Annotated in this window: 19 protein-coding genes; all 19 read left to right on the top strand. The window is 60.2% G+C overall.

Annotation, left to right across the window (positions count from 1 at the left end):
* The first annotated feature begins 1,719 nt into the window (after positions 1–1,719).
* The 19 genes from J3U87_RS01610 (at position 1,720) to J3U87_RS01520 (ending at position 18,017) form a co-directional block, all read left to right on the top strand.
* The gene (locus tag J3U87_RS01610; protein WP_237381274.1) at positions 1,720–2,766 is read left to right on the top strand and encodes a DUF1521 domain-containing protein; all 1,047 of its coding nucleotides are present in this window, start codon (positions 1,720–1,722) and stop codon (positions 2,764–2,766) included.
* A 60-nt stretch (positions 2,767–2,826) separates the two neighbouring features.
* Complete coding sequence (locus J3U87_RS01605) at positions 2,827–3,138, top strand: hypothetical protein (RefSeq protein WP_237381273.1); 312 nt, start codon at positions 2,827–2,829, stop codon at positions 3,136–3,138.
* 126 nt (positions 3,139–3,264) lie between these two features.
* On the top strand, positions 3,265–3,759 hold the full coding sequence (locus J3U87_RS01600; protein ID WP_237381272.1) for a hypothetical protein: 495 nt from the start codon (positions 3,265–3,267) through the stop codon (positions 3,757–3,759).
* A 218-nt stretch (positions 3,760–3,977) separates the two neighbouring features.
* Positions 3,978–4,481, top strand: coding sequence for a SycD/LcrH family type III secretion system chaperone (locus tag J3U87_RS01595; protein WP_237381271.1), 504 nt, complete (start codon positions 3,978–3,980; stop codon positions 4,479–4,481).
* Complete coding sequence (sctE, locus tag J3U87_RS01590) at positions 4,478–5,494, top strand: type III secretion system translocon subunit SseC family protein (protein ID WP_237381270.1); 1,017 nt, start codon at positions 4,478–4,480, stop codon at positions 5,492–5,494. The genes J3U87_RS01595 and sctE overlap by 4 nt, the downstream gene beginning before the upstream one ends.
* 96 nt (positions 5,495–5,590) lie before the next feature.
* Positions 5,591–6,676, top strand: coding sequence for a type III secretion system translocon subunit SctB (gene sctB / locus J3U87_RS01585; protein ID WP_237381269.1), 1,086 nt, complete (start codon positions 5,591–5,593; stop codon positions 6,674–6,676).
* An 82-nt stretch (positions 6,677–6,758) separates the two neighbouring features.
* Entirely contained in the window at positions 6,759–7,190 is a 432-nt protein-coding gene (locus J3U87_RS01580; protein ID WP_237381268.1) for a CesT family type III secretion system chaperone, read from the top strand.
* Between the two features lie 303 nt (positions 7,191–7,493).
* On the top strand, positions 7,494–9,281 hold the full coding sequence (gene sctC / locus J3U87_RS01575; protein ID WP_237381267.1) for a type III secretion system outer membrane ring subunit SctC: 1,788 nt from the start codon (positions 7,494–7,496) through the stop codon (positions 9,279–9,281).
* A 69-nt stretch (positions 9,282–9,350) separates the two neighbouring features.
* Complete coding sequence (sctD, locus tag J3U87_RS01570; protein ID WP_237381266.1) at positions 9,351–10,742, top strand: type III secretion system inner membrane ring subunit SctD; 1,392 nt, start codon at positions 9,351–9,353, stop codon at positions 10,740–10,742.
* A gap of 2 nt (positions 10,743–10,744) precedes the next feature.
* Entirely contained in the window at positions 10,745–10,990 is a 246-nt protein-coding gene (locus J3U87_RS01565) for an EscE/YscE/SsaE family type III secretion system needle protein co-chaperone (protein ID WP_237381265.1), read from the top strand.
* 106 nt (positions 10,991–11,096) lie between these two features.
* Entirely contained in the window at positions 11,097–11,327 is a 231-nt protein-coding gene (locus tag J3U87_RS01560; protein WP_237381264.1) for an EscF/YscF/HrpA family type III secretion system needle major subunit, read from the top strand.
* 112 nt (positions 11,328–11,439) lie between these two features.
* Positions 11,440–11,811, top strand: coding sequence for a tetratricopeptide repeat protein (locus J3U87_RS01555; protein WP_237381263.1), 372 nt, complete (start codon positions 11,440–11,442; stop codon positions 11,809–11,811).
* A 71-nt stretch (positions 11,812–11,882) separates the two neighbouring features.
* On the top strand, positions 11,883–12,383 hold the full coding sequence (gene sctI / locus J3U87_RS01550; RefSeq protein WP_237381262.1) for a type III secretion system inner rod subunit SctI: 501 nt from the start codon (positions 11,883–11,885) through the stop codon (positions 12,381–12,383).
* A gap of 123 nt (positions 12,384–12,506) precedes the next feature.
* Positions 12,507–13,325 (top strand): type III secretion system inner membrane ring lipoprotein SctJ, encoded by an 819-nt coding sequence (sctJ, locus tag J3U87_RS01545; RefSeq protein WP_237381261.1) that lies wholly within the window; start codon positions 12,507–12,509, stop codon positions 13,323–13,325.
* The gene (locus tag J3U87_RS01540; protein ID WP_237381260.1) at positions 13,318–14,001 is read left to right on the top strand and encodes a SctK family type III secretion system sorting platform protein; all 684 of its coding nucleotides are present in this window, start codon (positions 13,318–13,320) and stop codon (positions 13,999–14,001) included. Before sctJ ends, J3U87_RS01540 begins: the two co-directional genes overlap by 8 nt.
* Positions 13,980–14,603 carry an HrpE/YscL family type III secretion apparatus protein gene (locus tag J3U87_RS01535; protein WP_237381259.1) on the top strand — a complete coding sequence of 208 codons (624 nt, stop codon included), beginning with the start codon at positions 13,980–13,982 and terminating at the stop codon, positions 14,601–14,603. Before J3U87_RS01540 ends, J3U87_RS01535 begins: the two co-directional genes overlap by 22 nt.
* Positions 14,604–14,639: 36 nt before the next feature.
* A complete protein-coding gene (sctN, locus tag J3U87_RS01530; RefSeq protein WP_237381258.1) occupies positions 14,640–15,971 on the top strand; it encodes a type III secretion system ATPase SctN in 1,332 nt (443 codons plus the stop codon).
* 42 nt (positions 15,972–16,013) lie between these two features.
* Complete coding sequence (gene sctO, locus J3U87_RS01525; protein ID WP_237381257.1) at positions 16,014–16,550, top strand: type III secretion system stalk subunit SctO; 537 nt, start codon at positions 16,014–16,016, stop codon at positions 16,548–16,550.
* Between the two features lie 66 nt (positions 16,551–16,616).
* Positions 16,617–18,017, top strand: a complete 1,401-nt coding sequence (locus J3U87_RS01520; RefSeq protein ID WP_237381256.1) for a type III secretion HpaP family protein — start codon at positions 16,617–16,619, stop codon at positions 18,015–18,017.
* Positions 18,018–18,048 lie beyond the last annotated feature (31 nt).

Here is an 18,048-nt window from a genome sequence, read left to right as displayed (position 1 = left end):
GGAGTTCCCGCATGCTTCGAGGGTCGGCGCGGCAGTAGGTTGGGCTGCCAGCCCGACACTTCGAAGCGATCCAGACGAGGAGTTCCCGCATGCTTCGAGGGTCGGCGCGGCAGTAGGTTGGGCTGCCAGCCCGACATTTCGAAGCGATCCAGACGAGGAGTTCCCGCATGCTTTGAGGTTCCCATTGCAGTAGGTTGGGCAGGGCAGTAAGGCCGCTGGCCCGACACTTCGAAGCGATCCACGCTTCGCAAGATCAAGTGATAAAACAGCGAAGCAGATAAGTCGGGCCTTTAGATCTCTCGATGATCGATTTCGATCTGTGTCAGGTCGCTTCGATTGGTGGAGCAGGCTGCTCCACCTACAGGCACGACGCCTCTGTCTGCATGCGGGGACTCCGCTAGCAGATCACTCCGCTTTGGCACTCGGGGAAAGAGCGCGCTTCGCTCTTTGGAGTAACCTGGCACCGTTGATCATGTTGCTTCGAAGTGTCGGCCCAGCGGGCCAACCTACTGCGGCGACGCCTCTTGCGCGCATGCGGTAACTCCGGAGACCTCCGCTTCGATCGGGTTTTCCCTCGAGGCGTGGCCCTCCACCTCCACGAACTCCGCGACCTCCGTGGTAAAAAGGAAAACCCAGGCGACAAAACCAAGCCCATTCGGGAGCCCCCCCCCCCTCCACCGTGCACATTTCCTCCCCAATTGTGCAGGCCCGGAATCGCGGCCGCCCCGAGAGTGTGACCGGGCTCACACCGAAACATCTTTTCCTGCGAACGGCGAATCCTCGGCGTGCTATTAAATGCTGGCCACTTCCACGAATTTTCCTCCGTTTCCCACACACCTCGGAAGATCCGGCCAGCGAATCCGGACCTGAACCGACCGGAACACCGTCTTCGCGGGCGCCAGTCGAAAAATTAAACGATAAAGCAAAAACACCCATGCAAGACAGAACACGAATCTCATCAAAAGACCTGGAGCAAATCCATCCACTCGATCGAACCACGATCGTGAACAGCAACATCTCTATCCACACAACCTATTTAAATCAAGCAATGAAGCTTCCCATCACCGACAACGAATCCGCTTCGATGAACGCGGTTTCCGGCACGGATGTACGGCAGCTTCAACGGGAACGTCACCCCGAATCCGAGTCCATTCCTACCAAGAGGCTCGGCTTCGCGAAGGACGATCCGAGCGCCTGGGGTCGAGTCGATCGCCAACTTTACCCGATACACCAAATTAGCAGGCCTTTACTTATCATGGCGGTTTTCAAATCAATATAACTACGAGAGCGTTTACGTACTCACGTCAACTAACGTCCTCCAGATATTTTTTCCACAAAAAAGAACACCCTACATATTTGCTCCACATTTGGTTTTTAGACTTCATCATCAAGGAGGCAGGGCACTGAACGGCCACGCAAAACGGCTCCCTGATCCCCACTTCCGCTTTCGATCTCGTCCTTGTATAGCGACCGTCTTTACCGAAAAAACCGGGAGGTCGCGAAGATCGAAGCCCGGGCATTCGACCTTTTTCTCCATATCGAGAAAAAGCGCCCACCCCGATAAAGCGTCGACTCCGGGTTACCGATTCGACAAGTTCCTACCTCTTATAGAAAACGCGCCACAGGGCGCACTACCGAACAAGGCGGCGGTCCGACGGATCCCGCAAGTGAGCTTACGGCCGGATTCCGGCCAAATACCACCACAGGAGGACCATTGACATGATTGATGGTGTAAACAACGCAGGAATGACCGAACTCGGCTTGATCGAGGGCGGAGAAGTCGATCTCGAAACTTTGTTGATGACCTTGAGACTGGAGCGCGCCAACCTCATTAACGAAGGGGTTTTGGACCAGGCTCGCGAAATGAAAACCATCAACAACAAACTGAAGGGCGCCAACGAGGCCCTCGCCGCGCTGCGTGTGGCCGAATCCAAAGCCGCCACGCCCGACGAAGCCACCTGGACCGTCGATAAATCCAACAACGAAATCACGCTCGACGGCTACAAGATCAGCCTCGACGAAAGCAGCAGTGCCTGGACCATCGAGAAGCTGGACGACAACGGTCAGCCCACCGGCGAAAAGACCCGCATCTGGGGCGACCCGCACGTGGACGAAGACGGCGATCGCAAGATCGACTGGGACTTCAAAAAAGACACGACCTTCGTATTGGACGACGGCACCAAGATCAGCGTCGGCACCAAACAGTGGGGCAACAGTGATTACACCACTTCCGACACCCTGACCATCACCAAGGGCGACCAAGCGGTCGTGGTCACCGGCTTGACCCAAAACGACTCCACCCCGCTGAACATCAGCGACGTCACCCTCGACGGCCGCCAACTGGACGCCGACACCACCGACGGCCACGTGGTTTACGAAGGTTCCGGTGTGAATCAGTGGGTCACCGCAAACGGCACCGATCTGGGGAACAACGACCGACAGATGCACTTCGAAACCGAAGCCGTCGCCACCGCCGAAACCTACCAGCACAAGCAAGTCGAACTGGACCAGAAGACGCTCGACTTCCTGAAGGCCAACAACGTCACGATCGTCGACGAAGACGGCGACGGCAACCTGACCGAGGCCGACATCAAAGCCACCATCGAGAACGTCAAGGGTTTCATGGACTCCGTGAACGCCACTTCTCAGATGAACATGATCCGCCTCCAGAGCCTCAACAACAAGTACGTCCAGGCCTACGATGAAGCCACCAACTTCGTCAAGAAGTTCGCCGGCTCCAAAGACAGCATCATCCGCAACTACTAATCATCGGAATATGGGATGAGGGGCCCGTGAGGGTTCCTGGAACGAGGAGGAAAATTCGCCATGAGCACCAAAGTAGACCCCGAAGTCAAGGCTGGAGAACTCATCGGAAAGATGGACACCATGATCAAAGAGGCCGAAGCCTTGGTCCGTCAGACCGACGAGTTCTATCAGGAATTGGGCATCGAGCGCGATGCCGCCAAGCGCTATCTGGAAAGCGACAAAGTCCCGCAGGCCGAGCGCGAGCGCATTTTGGCCGAACTCGCCGAGTGGGAAGAAGAAGTGGCGCGTGAGATCAAGGAAGCGCAGGACCGCTTCAAAAACGAGACCACGCCCCGTCGCAGCAAGGCCCGCATTCCGCGGATGCGCATCTAGAACGCGTTCCGGTATCGCCCCAACTGAAGCTCGATCGGAAGTCTCGAGTCATGGCGAAGAAGCCGCAAACGGCGCCTAAACCCAGAATCCTCAAGCCATAAAGCACAAAGAATTAGGAGCAAAGACATGACTGATATGGGTGTAAACAACATCGTTAAGTCCGGCGACATGTTCATCATGGATGGCCAGTCGTTCGACATCGAAACCCTGTTGGTGACCCTCCAGATGGAGCGCGCCAACAACATCAACAGCCAGTTGATGGACCAAGCCAACGAAATGAAAAAGAAGAACGCCATCCTGAAGGAAGCGCAATCCGCCCTGGCTTCCCTGCGCGCCGCCCGTCCCGCCAAAGGCAGCGGCAAGGCCGACGTTCCCGCAGACGCCGCCGCCTTCGCTTCGAAATACGGCATCGACTTCAACACCGGTAACAAGAACCAGACCGAGTTCGACCAGAACATCGAGAACCTGAAGGGCTTCATCGACTCCCAGAACAGCGCTTCCCAGATGGACATGATCCGCCTTCAGAACCTCAACAACAAGTACACGCAATCCTTCGACATGATGACCAACTTCATCAAGAAGTTCTCTGGCTCCAAGGACAACATCATCCGCAACTACTGATCCTTCACCTAGTTGCGAGGATCGCCGAATTTCACCGACACTTTTGGCGCTGGATCCGATTCACGCCGAACGCGTCTCACCGCAACACCCTTCAAACAAGCCCGAATCAATTCGGGTAGGTTCCGATCCGAAGCCGCCGTACGATTGTCCCGGAAGGACAGAGGTCGTGCTTTGGTTCTCGCCAAATCATTCTTCAAGAAGAATCAAGGAGATTTCAAATGGCAACAGAGCCCAAGATCATCGAAAAGGACGACCTGCAGGACATTGTCCAGACCTTTCTTTCCGAGGGCGGTACCCTCGCCGACATCCGGGGATTCGAAACGAAAGACCTGGAAGTCATCTACAGCATGGGATACCAGTTGTACAACCACGGCAAATACAAGGATGCCGAGGACGTCTTCAAATTCCTCAGCTTCTACAACCATTTGGAACGGAAATATTTGATGGGTTTGGGTGCATGCCGGCAGATGCTCAAGAACTACGAAGGCGCAGTGCAGGCCTATGGCTATGCGGCGATGCTCGACGTAGAAGACCCCTCCGCCCACCTTCACGCGGCCGACTGCCTTCTGGCACTCGAACGTCTCGGCGAAGCCGAAAGCGCCCTGGAAGCCACGGTCCACTGGGCCGGTGACAAGCCGGAACACGCGAAGACGAAAGGCCGGGCTCAAGGACTTCTGCAACTCATCAAAGAAAAAGACAAAACCGAAGGAGCTCAATCATGACAACGGTAGGTGGCAGTGAATTCAGCACCATTCCCAACGCGTACGGTGCCGAAATTGAAAATGCCCAAGATCTCCAAAACCTCCAGAAAGTACTGGACAACGTCCTGACCGTGCTTTCGGAGAAGGAACTGACGCTGGACGGCGCGCCCCCCAAAGGTGACCGCCCGGTACTGGAAGTGCCCAACACCGACCTGAAAAGTGCGGACGAAATGGCGCTGGCCCTGCTGGAACTGAAATCGGCGATCAACGAAGCGATGCAGGCCTTCAGCAAGGAAGACATCAAAAACAACATGGTGAAGAACAAGTCGGCTCACAAAGAGCGGCTCGGCAAACTCCAGGAAGCCATCGACAAGATGAAGGAAGCCCAGAAGAGCAGCAAGATCGGCAAGATCTTCGGCTGGATCGCGGCAGCGGCGACGCTGGTTGCGGCAGTGGCGGCCACGATTCTGACCGGTGGTGCGGCGGCCCCACTCCTTGCGGCTGCAGCCTTGAACATGACGGTCATGATCCTGCAGGAAACCGGCGCCATGGACAAAATCGTCGAATTCATGGCCAAGGGTATCCAGGAACTGGGTGGCCTCGTCGGATTGGACATCTCGGAAGAGGACGCCAAGATGGCGGCTCAGATCATCGTCATGGCCGCGGTACTGGCAGCCAACATCGCCGCGATGGTCATGTCGGGCGGCGCTACAGCCTCGACAACCATCTCGATGATGACGAAACAGATCGCCACCATCGTCCAGATCGGTGCCGAAGTCGCCTCCGCGGCCAGCATGGTCGCCCAGGGTAGCGCCCAAATCGCATCGTCGGTGCAAACCAACGACGCGATGCAGGCCCAAGGCGATGCCAAGGACTTCCAGAAGTTGATGGCCAAGCTTCAAGCCATGATGGAAGAAGAAATGGAGCGCCTGAGAGAACTGATCGAAAACATGCAGAACAACGTGTCCGTGATCATGCAGATCATGGGTTCCAGTTCGCAGTCGATCTCTCAGACCACGCGCAACATGGTCTAAACGAACCGGTGTGGAGGCCCGATCCCGGGCTTCCACCACCACGTCGCTCCGCCCTCGGCTCTTTGAAGTAAGACACATACACTCTGGAGGATAATCATGACGATCGACAGCATTGGTGTTACCGGTTTCGACCCGACCGCCTTTCAAACCGAAATTGACGCCCAGTTACAACAAATCAACAACAACCCCGAAAACGCCACCCTGACCATCTCGGAAAAGTTCGACATGGCGTTCAACAAGGCCTGGGACAAACTGACGCTCGAAGCCCCCGGCAACCAAAACCCCAGCAACGATGAAATGCAAAGCACGCTGGACAAGTTGGAAAACGCCGGTGAAATGAACATCCAGGAACTGATGATGCTGTTCCACGAGATGACCGTTCAAAACCGTCGTGCCGCTCGTGAAGCGCGTTTCGCGGCTCGCGATCAGCAGGTCACGGCGCTTGGCGATGCGGCCAACAAGATTCGCGAAGCGGCCAAGATGGCCCTGATTTCCGGCATCGTTTCCGGCAGCCTCTCCATCGCCGGCGGTATCGCCGGTGGCGTCGGCGCCTTCAAGAGCGGCAAAGCCATGCAGGGCTCCTTCAAGGGCACCAAGACCCTGCAGGCCAAGCACGACGTTCGCGCCGCCCAGACGCAGGTCGACGACGCAGCCGCCGGCTTCAAAGCCAGCCAGGCCAAACTGGAAAGAGCCAATGCCGCCCAGCCGCCCAACCCCTCGCGGGTCAAGGCTGCCGAAGCCGAGGTCAAAGCCTCCAAGCTCGAACTGGACAAGGCCGTCTCCAATCGGGCCAAGGTGGAGCGGAACTCCGGTCTTTCCCAAGACGAGATCATGAAGGCCCGCACCCAGACCAAGGAAGAGATCAACGCGGAATTCCGCAACAACAACACCACGGTCGACGCCGACATCCAGAAATCGCAGATGTACTCCAACTACGCCCAGGGCGGAACCCAGATGGCCACGGGCATGGGCCAGGCCGGTGCCGCCGGTGCCGAGTACGCCAAGGGCGAGCAGGAAGCCCTCCAGAAAGAGGACGAAACCGCCGCGACCAAGGCCGAGACCCTGGCCCAGGAAGAAAACGACTTCATGCAGACCATGAAGGACCTGGAGCGCGAGATCCGCGAAAAGCTGAGCGCGATTCTCACCTCGCGTACCGACACCAACAAGAAAATCATGGCCTAACTCGGGCCATACGCCGAGCGGGCGACGCGCTCCCAGCGAGCCGCCCGCTCTCTCCACCCCACTTTTTCCTCGAGGTTTTCACATGGACGCCAAAACGCTGATTCGACACTTTTCCCACAGCCTGGGCCTCGGCGACATCGAGCCCGAAGCCGACGGCACCTACGAGTTCTGCTTCGACGGCAACCTGGTACTCCACATCTTCCCCGAGGGTCGCTACACGGTGCTGATCCACAGCCCCGTCTGCAAGATTCCCAACGACGACGCCCACGCCGCGGAGCAGCGCATCAAGCACCTGATGAAGCTGAACCTGGCCAAGATGGGCCAGCAGCGCGAATTGATGACCTACGACGAACAGAGTCGCGAGATCACCATGTACCGCTGCCTGGACGTCAGCAACCTGAACCCCGACACCTTCTCCGAAGCCCTCGAAGCCTACCTCAATCGCCTCGAGGCCTGGATCGCCACTCCCGCCCAAAACGATCACCGTCCACCGGCCATGATGCTCTTTCCGTAAGCGGGTGCCGCCGTGATCCTGCCGGCTTTCGCCTGCGCCTGCACCGCGAGGGTACGCACCGCGGTTCAAGGCAGCCGACAACCGGCAACCCGGCAACCAAAACCGTCGCCACTACCGGCGAATCCGGCAGCTTCCAAAAATCCTTATAGACAACCAGATTCCCGAAATCGATAATTAAGCCTTTTGATGCTTTTTTCAGCATCCCGAAAAGAAGGGCCGATCTCCCGGCTCCGCTAATTTTCCGCCCAAAACGCCCTGAATAACCCGCTCGCTCAAATCACTTGATCAGGAATGGACATCGACGTGAAAGCCGCCAACCTCCACAGCCAAGCCTTCAGATTCACCCTTTTCGGTATCCTGTTCGCTGCCATCGCCACCTCCGGCTTCGCGGCCGAGATTCCCTGGAAGAGCACCTCCTACACGGTGCAGGTTCGCGAGGAATCCCTGACGATGGTGATGCAGAACTTCTGTGCCGACCAAGGGATCGTCGCCGTCATCAGCGAGAACGTCGTTGGTAAGGTCAGCGGCAAATTCACCAAACTGGCACCCTCGGACTTCTTGGATCAAATGACCTCGGCCTACGGCCTGATCTGGTACTTCGACGGTGCGGTGCTCTACCTGCACCCCGCTTCGGAGATCCAGACGACCTTGATCACCATGAGCTTCGCCAAGGTCGGCCGTTTGGTCACGGCCCTGAAACTGGTGGAACTGTACGACGAACGCTTTCCCCTGAAGACCCTCGAAGAGGAAGGCATGGTCTACGTCAGCGGCCCGCCGCGCTACGTGGAGCTGGTGACCCAGACCGCGGGCGGCCTGGAAGCCAACGCCCAGCGCTACGCGGCCATGCAGTCCTCCCGCGACGTGGTCGAGGTGATTCCGCTGCAGTACGCCTGGGCCGACGATTTGACCCTGACCTTCAACGACCGCGACATCGTGGTTCCCGGTGTCGTGACGGTCCTGCGCAGCATCCTGACCGGCAACACCGGCCTGGAATCCATCGAGAACCGCGATAGACGCCGTTCCGCCAGCGTGGGCAAACTCAAGGGCACGGGCATGCGCTCCCTGGGTGCCGCCGAGGACGACGAGATCGATCCGCAGCCGGCCCCCGCCGAGCAACAGGGCGACGAGCCCGGACCGCCCCAGCCGTTTCCGATGGTCATGGCCGACGTGCGCAACAACGCGGTCGTGATCCGCGACAAGCAGGAGAACATTCATTTCTACCGCGAAATCATCGAAACCCTGGACGTGCCGGCCGGCCTGATCGAGATCCACGCCAGCATCATCGAGGTCAACACCGATTTCTCCCACGAACTGGGCGTCGACTGGCGCTACGAGGACGAAGGCCAGGCCAGCGGTGGCTTTTTCGCCACCACCGAACGAGAAGAGGACGATACCTTCGCCTTCGGCAACTCGGGCCTGACCCTGGGTGAAGGCCTGAGCTTCACCACCATCCTCGGCGATGCCGGCAAGAACTTCCTGGCCCGTATCCGCGCCCTCGAGGCCGACGGCAAGGCCGACATCATCTCGCGCCCCTCGGTCCTCACCCTGGACAACGTCGAAGCCCAACTGGAAACCAACCAAACCTTCTACGTCCGGCTGGAGGGCGATCGCGAGGTCGACCTGTTCAACGTCTCGGCCGGCGTCACCCTGCGCGTCATGCCCCACATCATCAACGACGAACAGGGCGCCAAGATCCGCATGAGCGTGAGCCTGGAAGACGGCAACGTGACCGACGGCCGCGTCGACAACATTCCGGTCGTGCAAAAGACCACCATCAACACCCAAGCCATGATTCGCGACAACCAGAGTCTGCTGGTGGGCGGCTACGTCATGGAGAAACGCACCAACACCTTGAAAAAAGTGCCCTTGCTCGGCAACATCCCGCTCTTCCGGCACCTGTTCCGCCACAAGGAACGCCGCAACGAGACCGTCGAGCGGCTGATCCTGATCACCCCGCGCATCGTGAACCTCGATCGCATTTCGCTGCACAACCAGATCACGCCGCGTCGATCGAACTTCTACGACACGCAACCCTTGCCCCTCGACCCCAACCGGTTCGAGCTGGAAACCGAGGATACGGGCTCGCGCTGATCGCCAGACGCGCCCCACGCCCTTCACCGACTCACTCCTTCGCCTGACCCACCACCATCTCGAGGCACCATGAACCAGCAATTCCTGCTCAAAATCTTTTCGGGCCCCCACGTCGGCGCCGAAATCGTGCTCAAGGACGGCCTGTACGTCATTGGCCTGGACGACGATTGCGATCTGATCTTCCACGACCAGAACCTGGCCGACAAGCACCTGACGCTCACGATCAACTCCGGCCAACTGGCCGTGGCGCCGTTCGGCAAGGAAGTGGTCCGCGTCAACGGTGACCGCATCCCCGAGGGCCAGCAGTTCGAAATGGAACCCTTCGCCATCGTCACGGTGGGAACCACTCATTTCAGCGTGGGCCCCGAGGACGAGAAATGGCCGATGTTCTTCCTTCCCGATCTGATGAACCCCAATCCCGGCGAAGAACCGGTCGAAGACCAGAATCAGGCCGAGGCCCAGCAGACCGAAGATGCGGACGAGGACGTGGACTCCGATGAAGAGCAGGAAGACGAAGATCAGGACCAGGAAGCCGCGCCCAAGAAGAGAGGTCGCGTCAGATTCGCGGCGGTGGCCGTCTTGGTGGCGCTCGTCGCCTTCTTCTTCCTGACCAACGATCAAGGGGACCAGGCCCACGCCGGCGAACAAGCCCAGGAACTGAGCCCCACCGAGCGCATCCACGAGGTGTTGGCGCGGTTGGAGCTCGCCAACCTGAACTTCTACCAAAAGGAAAACCGCCAACTGGCGATTTCCGGCTACGTCGTCGCGAACCAGATCAAAACCGAGCTGACCCGTGAATTGAAGAAAATCAGCCCGTCCATGGCGATCGACATCTGGGCCATCGACGTCCTGCTCGATTCGGTTCGCGAAGTGCTGGTGATCTACCAACTCGACCTGGAAGTGGCCTCACTGGGCCAGGGCGACATCGTGATCCGCGGGTTCAGCGAAAAGGCCGAGCCCGTACTCAACGCCGTGCGCACCATTTTGGCCGACATCCCCGGCGTGGAGGCGATCACCAACGAAGTGGTCACCTGGCCGGACATGCTCAACTTCTTTGCCCGCGAACTGCGCGAGACCAACCTGATCGACCTGGTCAAGTTGGAACTCCATTCCGAAAAACGGCTGGTCGTCAAAGGCTTTCTCTCCGACGCCCAGCGCCAACGCTGGAACGCCGTCCTGGCCGCCTACCGCGCCAAGTTCGGCGAGGTCCTCGAGGTCTCCGAACAGTTCAACCGCATCGAACCGGTCGCCCGCAAGCGCCGCTCGGCCAACCGCGACCTGAACGTCGAAATTACCGGAGTCAACGTGGGCAAGCTGCGCTACGTGACCACCGCCTCGGGCGACAAACTGTTCGAGGGTTCCAAACTGCCCGGAGGGCAAACGATCAAGACCATCACCGGCAACAAGCTGGTCCTCGACCACAACGGTGAAGAATTCGAATACCGAATCGGAGGTAGCTGACCATGACCGTGGAAAACACGACCTTTCTGGACCTGGAGACCAAACTGTCCGAGGACCGCGACGGCAGTTTCGTCAAATCGATCCAGGAACGCCTCGAAGAACAGGCGCACGCCACCAAACGCGCCATGGATGCGGGCCTCGCGCCCGACGATTTCGCCGCGGCCGGCAAACTGAAAGAGTCCCTGGAAACGGCACAGACGGTCGTCGAACACGTTTGGCGCCGCCTCCAGCAGAAATCGGCCAGCTAGCTTCCTGCCGAGCACCACACGAGGCCGAACGGCGGCGATCCCGTCGACGTCCTCCACCCAAACCCACGAATTGACTTGACCGACAACACCAAAAAGGAGACCCACCATGCCATTGAATTTCACCAACGTCAACGACAACCTGACCTCCGTCGTCAACACCGTAGAAGACGCCATGTTGGCCGACCTCAACAACTTCGATCCCCAAACCGCCAGCTCCGCGGACCTGATCAGCATGCAGGTCGGCCTGCAGAAGTGGACGCTCGCCACCAACCTGCAGACCAACGCGCTCAAGACCCTGGGCGACGGTCTCAAGAACACCGTATCCAACGTCCGCTAATGATTGATTGTCGCTTGCGCATCGCTCCGGATCGAACGATCCGGGGCGGACCGAGCGGCCCGAACCTGAAGCGCAAACCCACGCCCACATCCCAATCGCAGGAGCCTACACCATGGAAGTGAGTACCGAAACCGTTCAGACGCTGATGGAAATCGGATATCTGGCGGGTGGCTACGGCTTTTTCAAGGAATCCATCACCATTTTCGAAGGCCTCTCGGCCATTCGTCCCGACAGCGAGTTCCCGCACATCGGGTTCGCCATGACCAAACTGAACATGAAACAACCGGAAGAGGCGGTCGCGATCCTGCGCGACCAGGCCCTGGCCAAGAACCCCGGGAACAGCCTGACCAAGAGCTTCCTGGGTCTCGCCCTGCGCCAGGCCGGCCACGCCCACGAATGCGAGAACGTCCTGAACGACGTGATCGAACGCAACGACAACGAGACGGCGGTGGCCCTGGCCAAGAGCCTGCTGGCCGACGACTGATCCCCGACCCTTCACCGGCGGCCGATCTCCCGATCGTCCCGCCGCCCGCCCCATATCGCAAAGGAGGTCCCATGTTGGAAGCATCCGCACAACAAAGTTTACAGCAAGGCCTGCAGCAGACACTCGAGCAAGGCACCCAAGCCGTCGGCGATGCCGCCAAGACCGGCCCCGGCAGCCTGGAACCCGATCCCACCGACGTGACGCGCTTCGAGGAATTGCTGGCGGCCGGTCCCAACGGGCCCATCGACTCCGTGAATCCCCCCGAGCTGAACGCGGTCTCGATGACCGAACCGGTGGCGGAGGTCGCGCCGACCGACATCGAAGCCAAACCGATCACCGAGAACCTGGGTGACATCATTCTCCAGGGCATGGAGAAGATCAGTACCACCCACGAGGGTCACATCAACAACGTCACCAAGCTGCTGGACGACACCTCGATCAATCCCCTGAGCTTCCAGGACGGCGTTCGCCTGCAGGTCGAGTTGATGCAGATGAACCTGCAACAGGACGTGACCACCAAGGTCGCCGACAAGACCAGCCAGGGCATCCAAACCCTGTTCCGCAACCAGTAACGGGCGGTTTTCGACCGTCCGTCGAACCGCCGGCCCATCCCGCGCTCACGGCGAGCGGGGGCGGGCGCTCGAGCGATCCACACCAAAACCGCAGCCTGAGTGATTGGGGAAAGCGACCACACCATGAAACACCAAGAACCACACCACCACCGTTCATCGACTTTTTTCCGGAGACTCCGCCCTTGGCTGACCGCCGTTCTCGTGCTTCTGCTGTGTACGGCGTGTAAAGTCGAACTCTACTCGAACCTGGGCGAACAGGAAGCCAACGAAATGCTGGCCATCCTGCTGCGCAACGGCATCAGTTGCCAAAAAGTGCCGGGTTCGGAGGAGACCTACGTCCTTCATGTCGACGAGAAAAAGATCGCCGAATCGGTCGATCTCCTCAAGAGTCTCGGATATCCCAAAGCCGAATTCGCCACCATGGGCAAAGTCTTCAAGAAGGAAGGCCTGATCTCCTCGCCGTTGGAGGAACGGATTCGCTTCATCTACGCCCTGTCCCAGGAACTCTCGGGCACCATCGCCGAAATCGACGGCGTGCTCTCCTCACGGGTCCACATCGTTCTGCCCGAGAACAATCCGCTGAGCGACAACCTGACCCCTTCTTCGGCCTCGGTCTTCATCAAGTACCGCGAGGATTCGAACGTGACCGCCAGCGTGCCGCAGATCAAGAAGCTGGTGGTCAACAGCATCGAGGGCCTGACCTACGACAAGGTGACGGTGGCGCTGTTTCCGGCGCAAGTCGTGATCGCCGAAGAGGGCCCCGCCATGAAACAGGTTCTGGGCATTCCGGTCGCCGCCGATGCCGTCACCACGCTGTGGACGGTGTTGGGTGTGCTGATCGTACTGTTCCTCGCGGCCGCGGGCGCCGCCGGCTACCTGTTTCATCGCCAGAAGAAGGGCGAGACCGCACCCGAACTGACGGAGGCCGGCGCGAATGCGTAAGTCGTACCTCGGCTACCTGCTGCAGAAGCGCGACGACACGCTGATGCCGTTGGTGTATGCCTTCAACATGCTGCCGACGCGCTACATCCACGCATCGTGGGTCGAAGAGCTGCTGCCTTCGAACCTCTACGGCATGTTGCGCGACAATCCGCGAACGGAACAGAGACTGGCCGACACGATCCTGAACCGCCTGGACCTGAAAGACCAGTTCTGGTTCGACTTCGAGCAACCGCACCGCCGCCTGGCCCTGATCGATGCCGACGACCTGATCAACGCGGCCTACTACGCGGGCATCGCCCTCAACGGCCCCAGCATCGCGGCCGCCATCTCGCGCCAGGACGTGCTGTTCGTGCGCGAGAGCATCGGCGAGGAAAGCTACCAGTTCGCCATCAAGAAGGCGCCCTTCCTGGTGGGCCGCTGGCCACTGAGACTGCCCGACCAGGTGGGCTTCGATTTCGACGCCCACGTGCGGAACTGCGGCATGCTGGCCCTTGCAGCCTGTTTCGCCGACGAGCCGCCGGCACTGATTCAGCGACTGCAGCTCAAATTCCCCAAAGGCAAAGGTCTCAAGCTCTACAAGAATCCTTGGGCGAAAGAAAAAGACCGCGCCCGGCGCATGTTCCACAAAATCCTGATCCATGAGGTGGCACCCCAATGGGCAGCTTTGTTCAACTGAAAAAGGACGGGTTCCAGTTCACGCCCGGCAAAAAGATCATCAAAGCCGCCGAGTATCAGGCGTTTACCGAGGCTCATGCACTCATCGAAGCGGCCCGCCACGAAGCCGATCGCATCGTCGGCGAAGCGCGCGTGGTCTACGAACAGGAAAAGAAGCGCGGCTACGAGGACGGCCTGGAAGAGGGCAAGATGAACCTGTCCCTCCAGATGATGGACACCATCACCCAAACCGTCAATTACTTCGCCAAGATCGAAGAGGAGATCACCAACACGGTGATCCTGGCGGTCAAGAAAATCCTGGGTGAGATCGACGACCAGGAACTGATCCTGCGCATCGTGCGCAGTGTCCTGGCCGTGGCCCGCAACCAGAAGCAGGTCACCCTGCGGGTTTCGCCCCAGCAGGTGGAGACCGTCAAGACGAACCTCACCAAGATCATGGCCGATTTCCCCTCGATCAACTTCATCGACGTGGTCGCCGACGGTCGCCTCGGCGAAGGCGGTTGCCTGCTGGAGAGCGAGATCGGCGTCGTCGACGCCAGCCTGGACGTTCAGCTCAAGGCCATTCACAACGCCCTTCAGAAGGCGTTCCAAAGCCGGCGCTAGACGCCCCCCGAATCCGCGTACGAGGAGCACGAACCCATGCACGGCAGCAGCTTGAACTACATCACCGAGGTTCTCAACAACGCCATCGAGGAGACCATCCCGCTCGAGGTCAAGGGCCGCGTGGTTCAGGTCGTCGGGACCATCATCAAGGCGGTGGTCCCGGCGGTGAAGATCGGCGAGATCTGCATCTTGAAGAACCCCTGGGAAGAGATGGAAGTGCATGCCGAGGTGGTGGGCTTCGCCAAGGGCTGCGCCCTGTTGACCCCGCTCAGCAACATGGTGGGCATCTCGTCGGCCGCCGAGGTCATCCCGACCGGGAAATCGCACATGGTGCCCGTCGGCCCCGAATTGATGGGCCGCGTGTTGGACGGCCTGGGCAACCCGCTGGACATCGACACGATGGGGCCGCTGCACGTCTCCGATTATTATCCCGTATACGCCGAGCCCCCCGATCCGCTGAAGCGCATGATCATCGACCGCCCGCAGCCCCTGGGCCTGCGTTGCCTGGACGGCGTGCTCACCTGCGGCGAAGGCCAGCGCATGGGGATCTTCGCGGCCGCCGGCGGTGGTAAGTCCACCCTGCTGTCCATGCTGGTCAAGGGCGCCGACGTCGACGTCACGGTTCTGGCGCTGATCGGGGAACGCGGCCGAGAAGTCCGCGAATTCATCGAGCACGACCTGGGTCCGGAAGGTCTCAAGAAATCGGTCATCGTGTGTGCCACCTCGGACAAATCCTCGATGGAACGCCTGAAGGCCGCCTACGTGGCCACGGCGGTCGCCGAGTACTACCGCGACCAGGGCAAACGGGTCCTGCTGATGATGGATTCGGTCACGCGATTCGCGCGGGCCCAGCGCGAAATCGGCCTGGCCGCGGGCGAACCGCCCACCCGTCGCGGTTTCCCGCCCTCCGTGTTCACCACCCTGCCCTTGTTGATGGAGCGCGCCGGTCGCTCCGACAAAGGCTCGATCACCGCTCTCTACACCGTCCTCGTCGAAGGTGACGACATGACCGAACCGGTCGCCGACGAAACCCGCTCGATCCTCGACGGCCACATCATCCTCTCGCGCAAGCTGGCCGCCGGCGGCCACTACCCGGCCATCGACGTCCTGGCCAGCGCCAGCCGCGTCATGAACGCGGTGGTCAGCCCCGATCACCGCGCCGCCGCCGAACGACTGCGCGCCCTGCTCGCCAAGTACCGCGAAATCGAATTGCTGGTTCAGATCGGCGAGTACAAGAAGGGCGCGGATCGAGAAGCCGACCTGGCCCTCGCCAAAATCGACCAGATCAACCAGTTCCTGCGCCAGCGCACGGACGAGAAACAACCCTACGAAGAAACCCTCAAACAACTGATGCGCCTGGTCGGCTGACCGGGCCAACCCACCTGACTGCGGGAAACACCGAAAACACCCATGTCCAACATCAAATACGTATTGCAAGACCTGCTCAAAGTTCGCGAATTCCGCCAGGATGCCGCGGCCAAGGAAGTCACGGTGGCCCAATACAAACTCGAGGAGGCCGAGAAGCTCATCCACCAGAAGATCAAGGAGAAGGACGAATACCTGACCTGGCGCAAGCAACGGGAAGACCAGCTCTACGCCGACATCAAGGGCAAGAACGTCAGTCTCCGCGACCTGGACGATCTGAAGGCGCGCATCTACATGTTGCGCCAACGCGACCTGGCCTTCGAGAAGGCGATCGAGGACGCCAAACGCGCCAAGCAGGAGGCCGAGACCAAGCTCGAAGAGGCGCGCGAGGCCCACAAGGCCGCGGCCAAGGATCGCCAGAAGATCGAGGAACACAAGAAGATCTGGATGGAAGAAGCGCAACTGGAAGAGGCGGAAAAGGAAGAGAAGGAAATGGAGGATTTCCAGGTCAAGAAAAAGGGCTTCGAGGATGAAGACGAAGACGACGACAGGCCGCGGAACTCCGACGATCGAGAGGAGTGATCCCCACTCCGGCATCCACGCAGAATTGAAGTATTCCCTATATCAAGCGTTCACGAGAGGCACCCGATGATACATTTTTCAAACGTCCCAAAATCACCCGGCGCGGGCCAGGCATCTGGCTCGGGTGCGCCGGCCGTCAACGAGCCCCGCGATGTCCACGGCGAACAATCCGCGTTCGAAGACATGATGCGACGCGAACAGCGCGATGAACGCGAAACCGGTGACGATCAACCATCCCCTCTCTCGCTTTTCGACAAAAAATCCCAGCAAAAGGTCCAGAAGGTGAAGGACGACGGCCAATCGGGCCGCGACCAGGACGGTCAGGGCCAGGACGAACCGATGGATGGCGACGAGTTCGATCCCGATTTCCCGCTGGACAGCCTCACCGACGAGCAGCTCGCGGCCTTCCAGAAACACAAGCGCCGCCAAGAGGAACGCCGCCTCGAGCAGATCAAGACGGATCGGCGGCAGGCGCCCAACGAGCCGGTGAAAGGTCCCACGCTGGTCAACCTGTTCCGCGGTCCCGCCATCGCGCCGTCCGAAGGGCCCACGGTCACCGATACCGGTCCGGCCTCGACTTCCGCGAACCCGACCGGCAGCGACCCGTCCCAGGGTCAGGCCCTGTTGAGCGGGTTGCAGCAGCGTCCCACACCTGCCGACGGTGCACCGGTCGCGCCGCAATCGCTCGGCACCGAGGGCGGCCAACCGACCACCGGAACCGGAACCCTGCCCACGACGGGCCCCGGTGTCGAGACGGCGAACACCGCCGACGCCACGACCCAGTCCTCCGCCGGCGACGCGGTCCTGGCGGGGTTGGGCAGCGCGGGTGCCACGGGTACCGGCAAAGGTCTCGATACGGGCGCGGCAGCGGGTCCGGAAACCACCGACCTCGACGCCCGTGCCGAAGGCGAAGCCCCCGGCCTCGGACGGCTCGGCGAAGCGGGCGACGGCGAAGCGGGTGGCGATGGCGATGGCGGCGGCTCCCAGAGCCAGCCCCAAAGCGCGGGCGATGCAATTTTAAACCTGTTGCAGGCGAACCGCCCGGTTTCGGGCGCCGCGGGAGCGCAGGGTCCCCTGCCGCCGGCCATGCGCACCATCGCCGAAGTGGCCGACAAGATCGTCGACCGCATTCTGGTCTCCGACAAATCGCTGAGCGGCGACGGCGAAGTGCGCCTGATGCTCAAGGATTCGGTACTGCCGGGTACCGAGGTACGCATATTGCGCCACGCCGGCGCCCTGCAGATCCAGATGGTGACGCAATCCACCGACGCCTATCGCCTGTTGGCCGAGAAGCAGGACAACCTCCAGGCCTTCCTCACCGAGCGCCTGAACGACCGCGAGGTTCGCGTCGAGCTGAACTTCAAGGATCAAGGTGCCGACAGCGGCGCCAATCGCCAAGGCGATCAGCACTCCGACGGCCGCTCGCGCCATCGACGTGACCTGATCGAAGAGATGGAAGAAGAATAATCCTCCGCAGGTGCGGTCCCCGGGTCCTGAC

The organism is Sulfidibacter corallicola (genome assembly GCF_017498545.1).
GTDB lineage: Bacteria > Acidobacteriota > Holophagae > Acanthopleuribacterales > Acanthopleuribacteraceae > Sulfidibacter > Sulfidibacter corallicola.
The sequence above is the reverse complement of the archived record's forward strand: the minus strand, read 5'-3'. Positions and strand labels throughout refer to the sequence as shown.